At 68.2% G+C, this 11583-nt stretch carries 10 protein-coding genes; 1 reads left to right on the top strand and 9 read right to left on the bottom strand.

The window, feature by feature from the left end; all coding sequences use genetic code 11:
* Nucleotides 1-90 precede the first annotated feature (90 nt).
* Nucleotides 91-684: a DUF2802 domain-containing protein gene (locus C667_RS07080; RefSeq protein ID WP_004359384.1), complete on the bottom strand. Its 594-nt coding sequence runs from the start codon at nt 682-684 to the stop codon at nt 91-93.
* 162 nt (nt 685-846) lie between these two features.
* Here C667_RS07080 and C667_RS07075 point away from each other — a divergent pair, with 162 nt between their 5' ends.
* The gene (locus C667_RS07075) at nt 847-1626 is read left to right on the top strand and encodes a YdcF family protein (protein WP_004359382.1); all 780 of its coding nucleotides are present in this window, start codon (nt 847-849) and stop codon (nt 1624-1626) included.
* Between the two features lie 123 nt (nt 1627-1749).
* Here C667_RS07075 and nqrF read toward each other — a convergent pair whose 3' ends face one another.
* The 8 genes from nqrF to C667_RS07035 all read right to left on the bottom strand — a co-directional run bounded on the left by nqrF (nt 1750) and on the right by C667_RS07035 (nt 11535).
* Entirely contained in the window at nt 1750-2973 is a 1224-nt protein-coding gene (nqrF, locus tag C667_RS07070) for an NADH:ubiquinone reductase (Na(+)-transporting) subunit F (RefSeq protein WP_004359380.1), read from the bottom strand.
* A 15-nt stretch (nt 2974-2988) separates the two neighbouring features.
* Entirely contained in the window at nt 2989-3597 is a 609-nt protein-coding gene (nqrE, locus tag C667_RS07065) for an NADH:ubiquinone reductase (Na(+)-transporting) subunit E (RefSeq protein WP_004359378.1), read from the bottom strand.
* A gap of 1 nt (nt 3598) precedes the next feature.
* The gene (locus C667_RS07060; protein WP_004359377.1) at nt 3599-4267 is read right to left on the bottom strand and encodes an NADH:ubiquinone reductase (Na(+)-transporting) subunit D; all 669 of its coding nucleotides are present in this window, start codon (nt 4265-4267) and stop codon (nt 3599-3601) included.
* A 2-nt stretch (nt 4268-4269) separates the two neighbouring features.
* Nucleotides 4270-5055 (bottom strand): Na(+)-translocating NADH-quinone reductase subunit C, encoded by a 786-nt coding sequence (locus tag C667_RS07055; RefSeq protein ID WP_039920938.1) that lies wholly within the window; start codon nt 5053-5055, stop codon nt 4270-4272.
* Nucleotides 5045-6259, bottom strand: a complete 1215-nt coding sequence (locus C667_RS07050; protein WP_004359372.1) for an NADH:ubiquinone reductase (Na(+)-transporting) subunit B — start codon at nt 6257-6259, stop codon at nt 5045-5047. The genes C667_RS07055 and C667_RS07050 overlap by 11 nt, the downstream gene beginning before the upstream one ends.
* A gap of 2 nt (nt 6260-6261) precedes the next feature.
* On the bottom strand, nt 6262-7602 hold the full coding sequence (locus C667_RS07045; RefSeq protein ID WP_004359370.1) for a Na(+)-translocating NADH-quinone reductase subunit A: 1341 nt from the start codon (nt 7600-7602) through the stop codon (nt 6262-6264).
* A 337-nt stretch (nt 7603-7939) separates the two neighbouring features.
* Nucleotides 7940-9139, bottom strand: a complete 1200-nt coding sequence (locus C667_RS07040) for an acetyl-CoA C-acyltransferase (RefSeq protein WP_004359368.1) — start codon at nt 9137-9139, stop codon at nt 7940-7942.
* Nucleotides 9140-9153: 14 nt separating this feature from the next.
* A complete protein-coding gene (locus tag C667_RS07035) occupies nt 9154-11535 on the bottom strand; it encodes a 3-hydroxyacyl-CoA dehydrogenase/enoyl-CoA hydratase family protein (protein ID WP_004359365.1) in 2382 nt (793 codons plus the stop codon).
* Nucleotides 11536-11583 lie beyond the last annotated feature (48 nt).

The following is an 11583-nucleotide window of genomic DNA, read 5'->3' as shown; positions in this document are numbered from 1 at the left end:
CGGCGAGCGCGACCGCCGCGCGGATCAGCGCGGCGCGGCGCGGCGAGCCGGGCGGGAGCGAGGATCGGGTCGCGGGGAAACGCGGCAGCTTCATGGGCGCCCTGCCCCGCCGCGCCCGAGCGCGAGGACCAGCTCGGCCTCGGCGAGGGTGATGCCGCAGCGCTCGGCGATCATCTCGGCGTTGAGCCCCTGCGCGGCGAGCACCATCGCTTCGGAATACTCGGGCGAGCTGGCGACGGACGAGACCTGGTTGTCGAGCTCCTCGCGCAGCGCGGTGAGGTCCTCCACGAGGCGATCGATCTCGGTCTGCTGTAGCGCCACCAGGTCGCGCTGCGCCTGCAGGGCCTGGCGGAGACCGGAGTTCTCGAGCTCGAGCTCGAAGCGCGCCGCAGCCTCCGCCTCGGCAAGGGCTGCGGAAGCGCCAGGCGCTGGAGCGTCGGGCGCGAGACTGGCAGGCGCCGAGGCGGCGGCCGGAGAAGGCAGCGGCGCGTAGGCGAGGAAGTCGTCGTCGTCGCGCTTTTGGTCCTCCGCCACGGCGGCCACCGGCCCCTGCGCTCCCGTCCCCGAGGGCGTCGCACCGGAAGCCCCCGCCGCCGCCTCGCGCGGCAGGCGCAGCGCACGCAGGAACTCGAACGCCGCATACGCCGCCAGCAGCGCGGCCAGCAACCAAAGGGCCTCACGCATGGACGGCGGGCCTCCGGCAGGCGCACTCCAGCCCCCGGGAGCGGGGACGCGGTCGCAGCGAACGGAGGGAATTCGGATGAGGGAGCATGAGGGCGGCAGGGGCGTGATGCACCGATAATACTTGGCCGCGGCAGCCGCCGCCAAACCTCGCCCCGGTCCCACATGGAACTCGACCCCGACACCCTGCTGTTCTGGCTCAAGAAGCTCGTCGCCGTGCTTGCGCTGCCACCCGTGCTGCCGCTGCTGCCGATCGTGCTCGGCCTGCTCGTGCTGCGCCGCCGACCCCGCCTCGGCCTTGCGCTCGCCTGGGGAGGCGTGGCGCTGAACCTGCTGCTGATCCTGCCGCCGAGCGTGGGCTGGCTGGTGGCGCAGGTCGAGTACCCGCACATGCTCGATCGCACGCGGCTACGCGAGGCGCAGGCGATCGTGGTGCTCGGCGCCGGCAAGCGCACGCATGCGCCCGAGTTCGGCGGCGAGACGGTTAACCGGCTCGCGCTCGAGCGCCTGCGCTACGCTGCCGCGCTCGCCCGCGAGACCCGCCTGCCGGTGCTGGTGAGCGGCGGCGCGCCCGCCGGCGACACCCCCGAGGCGAGTCTGATGGAGGCGCTGCTGCGCGACGAATACGGCCTGCCGCCGCGCTGGGTGGAGACGGCCTCGCGCGACACGCGCGAGAACGCGCGCTTCTCAGCGGTGCACCTGCAGGCGGCCGGGGTGGGAAGGATCCTGCTGGTCACCCACGCGATGCACATGGAGCGCGCGCGTGCCGAATTCGAAGCCGCGGGGCTGGACGTGATCCCTGCGCCGACCGCCTGGCTGGGGGGCGGCGACACTCCGGGCGATGCCCAGGCCCTGCCCCTGGCGCCGAGCCAGAACACCGCCTACGCGGCCTGGTTCGCGCTGCACGAGCTGTTCGGCCAGCTCGCCTATCGCTGGTCACGCTGAAGACGGCCGGCGCGCCCGCCGCCCCGCAGGGCCCCGCCAATCCGCATCGCCATCCATGAAAAAAACCGCGCCCGCCTCGGAAGGCGGATGCGCGGGCGGGTGCGGTCACGGTCGCGGCAGCGTTCAGCCGCCGAAATCGTCGAGCATGATGTTCTCGCGCTCGACACCGAGGTCCAGCAAGGTCTTGATCACGGCGGAGTTCATCATCGGCGGGCCGCACATGTAGAACTCGCAGTCCTCGGGGGCCGGGTGGTCCTTGAGGTAGTTCTCGTACAGCACGTTGTGGATGAAGCCGGTATAGCCGGTCCAGTTGTCCTCGGGCAGCGGGTCGGAGAGCGCGAGGTGCCACTTGAAGTTGGGGTTCTCGGCGGCGAGCTTGTCGAACTCCTCGACATAGAAGGCCTCGCGCATCGAGCGCGCGCCGTACCAGAAGCTGATCCTGCGCGAGCTGTGCAGGCGCTTCAACTGGTCGAAGATGTGCGAGCGCATCGGCGCCATGCCCGCACCACCACCGACGAAGACCATCTCGTTGTCGGTCTCGCGCGCGAAGAACTCGCCGAAGGGACCATACACGGTGACCTTGTCGCCCTCCTTGAGGTTGAACACCCACGACGACATCTTGCCCGGCGGGATGTCGTCCCTGCCCGGCGGGGGCGAGGCGACGCGGATGTTGAACTTCACAACACCCTTCTCGCCGGGGTAGTTCGCCATCGAGTACGCGCGGATCGTGGTCTCGTCGACCTTGGAGACGAAGCGCCACAGGTTGAACTTGTCCCAGTCGCCGCGGAATTTCTCCTGGATGTCGAAGTCCTTGTAATTGACCACATGCGGCGGGCACTCAAGCTGCACGTAGCCGCCGGCGCGGAAGTGCACGTCCTCGCCTTCCGGCAGGCGCAGCGTGAGTTCCTTGATGAAGGTGGCGACGTTGGGGTTGGACTCGACGGTGCATTCCCACTTCTTGACCCCGAAGACCTCCTCCGGGACCTCGATCTTCATGTCCTGCTTGACCGGGGTCTGGCAGGACAGGCGCCAGCCTTCCTTGGCGTCGCGCTTGGTGAAGTGGGATTCCTCGGTGGGCAGCATCGAGCCGCCACCCTCCATGACCACGCACTTGCACTGCGCGCAGGTGCCGCCACCGCCGCAGGCAGAGGGCAGGAAGAGGCCGTTGCCGGCCAGGGTCTGCAGCAGCTTGCCGCCGGCGGGGACGGTGATCTTCTTCTCGCCGTTGATGTCGATGGTGACGTCGCCACTGGCGACCAGCTTGGAGCGGGCGGCGATGATGAACACGGCCAGCGCAAGCACGATGGCGGTGAACATTCCGATGCCCAGAATGATTTCGGTATTCATCGTTTCACGGTCTCCTTAGAGCTGCACGCCCGAGAACGACATGAAGCCGAGCGACATCAGGCCGATGGTGATGAAGGTGATCCCCAGGCCCTGCAGGCCGTCGGGCACATCGCTGTACTTGAGCTTCTCGCGGATGCCGGCGAGCAGCGCGATCGCCAGCGCCCACGAGGCGCCCGAGCCGACGCCATACACGGTACTCTCGGCGAGGTTGTAGTCGCGCTCGACCATGAACAGCGAGCCGGCCATGATCGCGCAGTTCACCGTGATCAGCGGCAGGAAGACGCCGAGCGCGTTGTAGAGGCTGGGCACGTACTTGTCGAGCAGCATCTCGAGGATCTGCACGATCGCCGCGATCACGCCGATGTAGGACAGCAGGCCGAGGAAGGACAGGTCGACGTCCGGCAGCCCGGCCCACGCCAGCGCGCCTTCGCGCAGCAGGTAGGTGTAGATCAGGTTGTTGGCCGGCACCGTGATGGTCTGCACCACGATCACCGCGATGCCGAGGCCGATCGCGGTCTCGACCTTCTTCGAGATCGCGATGAAGGTGCACATGCCGAGGAAGAAGGCGAGCGCCATGTTCTCGATGAACACGGCCCGCACGAAGAGGCTCAGGTAGTGCTCCATTTCAGTAGGCCTCCTTTTCCACGACCTGCGGCGCCATCCTGAAGGCGGGTTTCTCGAGTTGCTCGGTGCGCCAGGTGCGCAGCGCCCAGATCAGCAGGCCGATCAGGAAGAAGGCCGAGGGCGGCAGCAGCAGCAGGCCGTTGGGCACGTACCAGCCGCCGTCCTTGGCGAGCGCGATGATCTCGACGCCGAAGAGCTTGCCGGCACCGAAGAGCTCGCGGATCACGCCGAGCGTGAGCAGCACCACGCTGTAGCCGAGGCCGTTGCCGATGCCGTCCCAGAACGACAGCACGGGCGGGTTCTGCATGGCGAAGGCTTCGGCACGGCCCATCACGATGCAGTTGGTGATGATCAGGCCGACGAACACCGAGAGCTGCTTCGACAGGCCGTAGGCATAGGCCTTGAGGATCTGGTCCACCACGATGACCAGCGAGGCGATGATCACCATCTGTACGATCATGCGGATCGAACTCGGGATCTGGTTGCGGATCATCGAGATGAACAGGTTGGAGAAGCCGGTCACCAGCGTGAGCGCGAGCGACATCACCAGCGCGGTCTGCAGGTTCGACGTGACCGCGAGCGCCGAGCAGATGCCGAGGATCTGCAGGCCGATCGGGTTGTTGGCGAAGACCGGATTGAACAGGACTTCCTTGACGGTAGGCTTTGCCATGATCAGACCCCCTTGCTACGCAATGTGGCGAGATACGGGCCGAAGCCCTGCTCGCCGAGCCAGAACTGGATCAGGCGGTCGACGCCGTTGCTGGTCAGCGTGGCGCCGGCGAGCGCGTCGACCTGGTGCTTCGCCTCCGGGCTGGCCGGATCGACGCCGCCCTTGACGATGCGGATCACCGGCTTGCCCTGCTCGTCGAAGAGCTGCTTGCCCGGCCACAGCCCCTTCCAGTTCGGGTTGTCGACCTCGCCGCCGAGGCCCGGCGTCTCGGCGTGCTGGTAGAAGCCCATGCCGACCACGGTGTTGAGGTCGCCCTTCACCGCCATGAAGCCGTGCAGCGTGGACCACAGGCCGTAGCCGCGGATCGGCAGGATCAGCGACTCGAGCTTGCCGTCCTTCTCGACCATATAGACCGTGGTGAAGCGCTCGCGCCGCTTGATCAGCGCGATGTCTTCCTCGCCGGCGAGCGCGTCGGAGAGCTTGGGGTCGCGCGCCGCCTTGAGCGGGTCGAACACGGCCGGATCGTGGGCGTCGGTGTATTCGCCGGTCTCGAGATCGACCACGCGCGCCTTGATGCGGCTGGCGAAGAGGTCCTTGACCTCGCGACCCGACATGCCGTCGCCGCCGAGGCCGGCGATGGACAGGATGCTGCGCTGCTTGTCGAGCTGGCGGTTCTCGATCTGCACCGGCTTGAGCGACACCGCCGCGCCGGCGACGAACACCGAGCTGACGAGACTGACCGCGAGCGCCACCATCAGCGTGCGGGTCGTCGATTCTTTAGTGGACATTGCGTGCAAGCCTCCGCTTGATGTTGGCCGCGACCACGAAGTGGTCGATCAGCGGCGCACACAGGTTGGCGAACAGGATGGCGAGCATGATGCCCTCGGGGAAGGCGGGGTTCACCACGCGCACGAGCACGGTCATGACCCCGACCACGGCACCGAAGATCCACTTGCCGGTGTTGGTCATCGAGGCCGACACCGGGTCGGTGGCCATGAACATCATGCCGAAGGCGAAGCCGCCCATCACCAGGTGCCAGTGCCAGGGCACGGCGAACATCGGGTTGGTGTCGGAGCCGATCGCGTTGAAGAGCAGCGCGGTGGCGACCATGCCGAGGAACACGCCGGAGACGATGCGCCACGAGGCGATCTTCATGACCAGCAGCACCGCACCGCCGATCAGGATGGCGAGCGTGCTGGTCTCGCCGATCGAGCCGTGCACCGTGCCGAGGAAGGCGCTCATCCAGTCGATGCCGGCGCCGGCCACCGCCTCGATGCCGCCGGCGGCGCCGAGCGACAGCATGGTGGCGCCGGTGTAGCGGTCGACCGCGGTCCACACGGCGTCGCCCGACATCTCCGCCGGGTAGGCGAAGTACAGGAAGGCGCGGCCGGCGAGCGCGGGGTTGAGGAAGTTCTTGCCGGTGCCGCCGAAGACCTCCTTCGCGATCACCACGCCGAAGCTGATGCCGAGCGCGACCTGCCAGAGCGGGGTGTCGGGCGGAAGGGTGAGCGCGAACAGCACCGAGGTGACGAAGAAACCCTCGTTCACCTCGTGCTTGCGGATCGAAGCGAACAGCACCTCCCAGAAGCCGCCGACGATGAAGGTCGTCAGGTAGATCGGCAGGAAGTAGGTCGCCCCGTGCACGAAGTTGGCCCACAGGCTGGCGGGGTCGAGCCCGGCCAGCGCGCCGGTGAGCGCGAAGCGCCAGCCCTCCTGCGCCGCCATCAGCTCGGCGTTCGACGCGAGGATGGTGTTGGCCTGGTAGCCGACGTTCCACATGCCGAAGAACATGGCCGGGAAGGTGCACAGCCACACCGTGATCATCATGCGCTTGAGGTCGAGACCGTCGCGGACGTGGGCGGTGCTGCGGGTGACACTGCCGGGCTTGAACAGGCCGGTGTCGATGGCTTCGTAGAGAGCGTAGAACTTCTCGTACTTGCCGCCCTTTTCGAAATGATGCTCGATGCTGTCGAGCCAGGAGCGCACACCCATGCTCAACCCTCCTTCTCGATGCGCGTGAGATTGTCACGCAGGATGGGACCGTACTCGTACTTGCCCGCACACACGTAGGTGCACAGGGCGAGATCTTCCTCGTCCAGCTCGAGGCAGCCGAGCTTCTGGGCCATCTCGGTGTCGCCGACGATGAGCGCGCGCAGCAGCTGCGTCGGCAGGATGTCGAGCGGCATGACTTCCTCGTAGTTCCCGATCGGCACCATCGCGCGCGGCGAGCCGTTGGTGGAGGTGGTGAAGTCGAAGAGCTTGCCCGGCGAGAGCTTGGAGATGTAGAGGTTCATCACCGAGTGCTTGTTCGCCCCGGCGCGCAGGTAGTGCAGCATCTCGCGCTCGGTGCCCTCTTCCAGGCACGACACCTGCAGGTGATAGCGGCCGAGGAAGGCGCAGGCGCCGCGCGAGGTGCGCCCGCCGAACACCGAGCCGGAGATCACCCGCACTTTCTTGCCGGTCTTGAGCTCACCGGCGGTCAGCTCGTCGAGACTGGCGCCGAGGCGGGTGCGCACGAGGCGCGGCTTGGCGGCCATCGGGCCGGCGATCGACACCACGCGCTCGGTCCACAGGCGGCCAGTGGAGAAGAGCTTGCCGACCGCGATCGTGTCCTGGTAGTTGAGCGACCACACCGACTTCTCTGCATGCACCGGGTCGAGGAAGTGGATGTGGGTGCCGGCGAGGCCGGCCGGGTGGGGACCGGCGAAGGTCTCGGTGCGCACGTCGGCGAGCCCCGAGCAGGGCATCTGGGTGCCGTCGGCGTGACAAACGACGACCGGCGCGATGCGGGCGAGCACGCGCACGCCGCGGGCGAAGTCGTCCTTATGCTCGGAGATCACCACGGTCGGGTCGGCGGCGAGCGGGTGGGTGTCGATCGCGGTGACGAAGATCGAGTGCGGCTTGGCGTCGATCGCCGGGACCCTGCTGAAGGGCCGGGCGCGCAGCGCGGTCCACAGGCCGGAGTCGATCAGGTTGCTGCGCACCGCCGCGTCGTCGAGGCGGTCGATCTCGGCGTCCGTGTAGCGCTTGAACTCGACTGCGTCGTCGCCGTCGAGGTCGATCACCACCGACTGCAGCACGCGCTGCTCGCCGCGGTGGATGGCACCGACGGTGCCGGCGCCGGGCGCGGTATACACCACGCCCGGGGTCTTCTTGTCGGAGAACAGGACCTGGCCGAGCTTTACCCGGTCGCCGACCTGCACCGCCATGGTCGGCTTCATGCCGTGATGGTCGAAGCCGATGACGGCCACGCTGCGCACCGGCCTGCCGGCCTCGATGCGCTGCTCGGGAGCGCCGGTGATGGGCAGGTCCAGACCGCGTTTGATTCTGATCATGCGCTTCTCGCCCGTTGATTCCACTGGAAGCACGGGCCGCCGTACACGCATCCGGGACCGCCAGGCGTCCGGACGCCGGGGCGGTCCCGCGTCGATAAACGCCCGGATTATAAAAGATTGTTACCTTCGGATCACGCACGGACGCATGAGGGACTCCCCGTATCCGTAGAATCCACAACGTGCGAAAGCCTCTCCCGGCGCGGAAATCCCACTCGTCCTGCATTTTGCACCGCAACATTCACATAGACGAAGGCCGCCGAGCCCCCCTCTGGAGCCCCGACGGCCAATACTAAGCTTTGCGCAAGCTAGCGCTCAGAGTGAGTTTTGCGCTGCAACATCAAACGCGCTCGATTACTCCCGCCGCGCCCATGCCGGTGCCGATGCACATGCTGATCATGCCGTAGCGCAGCCCCGGGTCGCGCTGCATCGCCGCCACCAAGGTCGCGGTGCGGATCGCGCCGGTGGCGCCGAGCGGATGACCGAGCGCGATCGCGCCGCCGAGCGGATTCACCTTCGCCGGATCCATCTCGAGCTGGCGCATCACCGCCAGCGCCTGCGCGGCGAAGGCCTCGTTGAGCTCGGTCCAGCCGAGGTCGGCCATCGCCACGCCGGCGCGTGCGAGCGCGCGCGGGATGGCCTCGACCGGACCGATGCCCATCACCTCGGGCGGCACGCCGGCAACCGCGAAGCTGGCGAAGCGCGCGATCGGCTTGAGGTCGTAGCGCTTCAAGGCGGCCTCGCTCATCAGCAGCACCGCGGCGGCGCCGTCGGACATCTGCGAGCTGTTGCCCGCGGTCACCGAGCCGCGCGCGGCGAACACCGGCTTGAGCCTGGCGAGCGTGTCGGCGGCGGCGTCCGGGCGCGGGCCCTCGTCGTGCTCGACCACGCGCTCGGTGATGCGCACCGTGCCGTCGGCGCCCGGGGCGTAGGACTTCACCGCATAGGGCAGGATCTCGTCGGCGAAGTGCCCCGCGGCGATCGCGGCGCAGGCGCGCCGGTGCGACTCCACGGCGAACGCATCCTGATCCTCCCGGCTCACCTTCCACTGCTGGGCCACCTTCTCGGCGGTGAGGCCCATGCCGTAGGCGATGGAAAGGTTCTCGGCGCGCGCGAAGATCTCGGGGTTGAGGCTGACCTTGTTGCCCATGATCTGCGGCATCGCGCTCATGCTCTCGGTGCCTGCCGCGATCATCACGTCGGCCTCGCCAAGGCGTATACGGCTGGCAGCGTCGGCGACGGCCTGCAGGCCCGAGGCGCAGAAGCGATTGATGGTGATGCCGGGCACGCCGTCGGGCAGCCCGGCCAGCAGAAGGCCGATGCGCGCCACGTTCATGCCCTGCTCGGCCTCGGGCATCGCGCAGCCGGTGATGACGTCGCCGATCTCGGTGACGTCTAGGCCGGGGACCTTGGCGACCACGTCGCGCAGCACCTTCGCCAGCATGTCGTCGGGGCGAACGTGGCGGAAGGCGCCGTTGCGGCGCGCCACCGGGGTGCGCACCGCGGCGACGATGTAGGCGTCCTGGATCTGTTTGCTCATTGTCTCGTTCTCCCTCAGTTGCGCAGCGGCTTGCCGGTTTCCAGCATGTGCGCGATGCGCTGCTGGGTCTTCTCGGTCTTGAGCAACTCGACGAACTGCGCGCGCTCGACGTCGAGGATCCACTGCTCGCTCACGCGCCGGTTGGTGTCGACCTCGCCGCCGCACAGCGCGGTGGCCGCGGCCTTGGCGACGCGGTAGTCGTGCGCCGAGATGAAGCCGCCCTCGGCCATGTTCACCAGCATCATTTCGCAGGTGGCGATGCCGTTGCGCCCGGCCACGGTGACTGCCGGATTCACCAGCGCCGGCCGCCACGCCGACTCGGCCAGCGCGCGCGCGCGGTGAATCGCAGCGAAGAGGATCTCGTTGGCGTTGAACACCACGTCGTCGCCCGCCCGGCCGAAGCCCAGCGCGATCGCTTCCTGCGCGCTCTTGGCCACGGTCGCCATGGCGATGGTCTGGAAGGCGTTCTGGATGTACGGGAACACGTCGCCGCCTGCCGCACGCTGCGCCAGGTTGTGCGCCTGCAGCGCGAACTCCTTGCTGCCACCGCCGGCCGGGATCAGGCCGACACCGGCTTCGACCAGGCCGACGTAGCTCTCGAGCGCAAACACCCGGTGCGCCGCATGCATCACGAACTCGCAGCCGCCACCGAGCGCCATGCCCTGCACCGCGGCCACAACGGGAATCTGTGCGTGCTTGATCATCATCGAGGTGCGTTGGAACTTGGCCACCATCTTCTCGAGCAGGTCGAACTGCCCGGCGCGGCAGGCCTCGCCCACCTGCTGCAGGTTGGCGCCGACCGCGAACGGCGCCGGCTGCCAGATCACCAGGCCGTCGAGCTCGCGCTCGGCGCGCGCGATCGCCTCGAGCAGGCCGTCCATGACCTCCTCGCCCACCGCGTGCATCTTGGACGTGATCGACACGATGCCGATGCGCGCGTCCTGGTCGGCGCGCCGCCACAGGCGAACGCCAGCGTTCTCCCACAGTGTCTCGCCGCGATCGTCCGCCGCCTCGCCGAACACGCGGTCGGGGTAGAGCTGGCGCTGGTACACCGGCAGCGCGGAGCGCGGCTTCAGGGTGTCCTCGGCGGCGCTGTAGGAGCCGGCCGGCGCATGCACGCCGTCGCGCTCGAACACCCACGCCGGCAGCGCCACGTCGGACATGGCGCGGCCGTGGGCGATGTCGTCGCGGATCATCTCGGCCACCGCCTTCCAGCCCGCGGCCTGCCAGGTCTCGAACGGCCCCTGCGCCCAGCCGAAGCCCCAGCGCATGGCCAGGTCGATGTCGCGTGCGTTGTCGGCGATGTCGCCCAGATGCACCGCGCAGTAGTGGAACACGTCGCGGAAGATCGACCACAGGAACTGCGCCTGCGGATGCGGGTGCGCGGCGAGCTGTGCGAACTTCTCCACCGGGTTGCGGAGCTTGAGGATCTCCTCCACCTCGGGCAGCACCTCGCCGCCGCTGTCGCGGTAATCCTGCAGGTGCAGGTCGAGCACCTGGATCTGCTTGCCCTGCTTGCGATAGATGCCGGCCTTGCTCTTCTGCCCGAGCGCACCCTTCGCGATCAGGGCCTGCAGCCATTCGGGCGTCCTGAAGTGCGCGCACCAGGGGTCGTCCGGCAGCGTCGCCTGCATGGTGCCGAGCACGTGCACCAGGGTGTCGAGGCCGACCACGTCAGCGGTGCGGAAGGTCGCGCTCTTGGGGCGGCCGATGCGCGGGCCGGTGAGCAGGTCCACCTCGTCGAAGGCCAGGCCCAGGCGCTGCGTGTGGTGCAGCACGGCGAGGATGGAGAACACGCCGACGCGGTTGGCGACGAAGTTGGGCGTGTCCCTGGCGCGCACGATGCTCTTGCCCAGGCGCGTGACGAGCCAGGCTTCGAGGCCATCGAGCAGCGCCACGTCGGTGGCTGCGGTGGGGATCAGCTCCACCAGCGGCATGTAGCGCGGCGGATTGAAGAAGTGGATGCCGCAGAACTGGTTGCGGCGATCGGCCGGCATGCCGGCGGCGAGCGCCTCGATCGACAGGCCGGAGGTGTTGGAGGCGAAGATCGCGCCCGCCCTCAGGTGCGGCGCCACCTTGGCGTAGAGGTCGAGCTTCCACTCCATCTTCTCGGCGATCGCCTCGATCACGAGGTCGCATTCGCCCAGGCGCGCGAGGTCGCTGCCGTAGTTGGCGGACTCGACGTACTGCGCGCGGTCCTTCGCGGCGAAGGGCGCGGGATCGAGCTTCTTCATGCCGGCGAGCGCCTTGTCGACGACACCGTTGGCCGGGCCTTCCCTGGCCGGCAGGTCGAACAGGATCACCGGCACGTCGGCGTTGGCGCAGTGGGCGGCGATCTGCGCCCCCATGACACCGGCGCCGAGTACGGCGACCTTGCGAATGATCAGTCTGCTCACTTGCACCTCCTGATGAAAGCGTAAGGGTTCATGCCTGCCCGGCGGCAA

This window comes from Thauera phenylacetica B4P (assembly GCF_000310225.1).
Lineage (GTDB): Bacteria > Pseudomonadota > Gammaproteobacteria > Burkholderiales > Rhodocyclaceae > Thauera > Thauera phenylacetica.
This window is presented reverse-complemented; position numbering and strand designations above follow the sequence as displayed.

What these genes read in the sequence shown, in the direction of transcription:
- C667_RS07040 (WP_004359368.1), bottom strand. Translation starts at nt 9,139, where the DNA reads ATGAGCAAACAGATCCAGGACGCCTACATCGTCGCCGCGGTGCGCACC.
- C667_RS07045 (WP_004359370.1), bottom strand. Translation starts at nt 7,602, where the DNA reads ATGATCAGAATCAAACGCGGTCTGGACCTGCCCATCACCGGCGCTCCC.
- nqrF (WP_004359380.1), bottom strand. Translation starts at nt 2,973, where the DNA reads ATGAATACCGAAATCATTCTGGGCATCGGAATGTTCACCGCCATCGTG.
- C667_RS07075 (WP_004359382.1), top strand. Translation starts at nt 847, where the DNA reads ATGGAACTCGACCCCGACACCCTGCTGTTCTGGCTCAAGAAGCTCGTC.
- nqrE (WP_004359378.1), bottom strand. Translation starts at nt 3,597, where the DNA reads ATGGAGCACTACCTGAGCCTCTTCGTGCGGGCCGTGTTCATCGAGAAC.
- C667_RS07050 (WP_004359372.1), bottom strand. Translation starts at nt 6,259, where the DNA reads ATGGGTGTGCGCTCCTGGCTCGACAGCATCGAGCATCATTTCGAAAAG.
- C667_RS07055 (WP_039920938.1), bottom strand. Translation starts at nt 5,055, where the DNA reads ATGTCCACTAAAGAATCGACGACCCGCACGCTGATGGTGGCGCTCGCG.
- C667_RS07060 (WP_004359377.1), bottom strand. Translation starts at nt 4,267, where the DNA reads ATGGCAAAGCCTACCGTCAAGGAAGTCCTGTTCAATCCGGTCTTCGCC.
- C667_RS07080 (WP_004359384.1), bottom strand. Translation starts at nt 684, where the DNA reads ATGCGTGAGGCCCTTTGGTTGCTGGCCGCGCTGCTGGCGGCGTATGCG.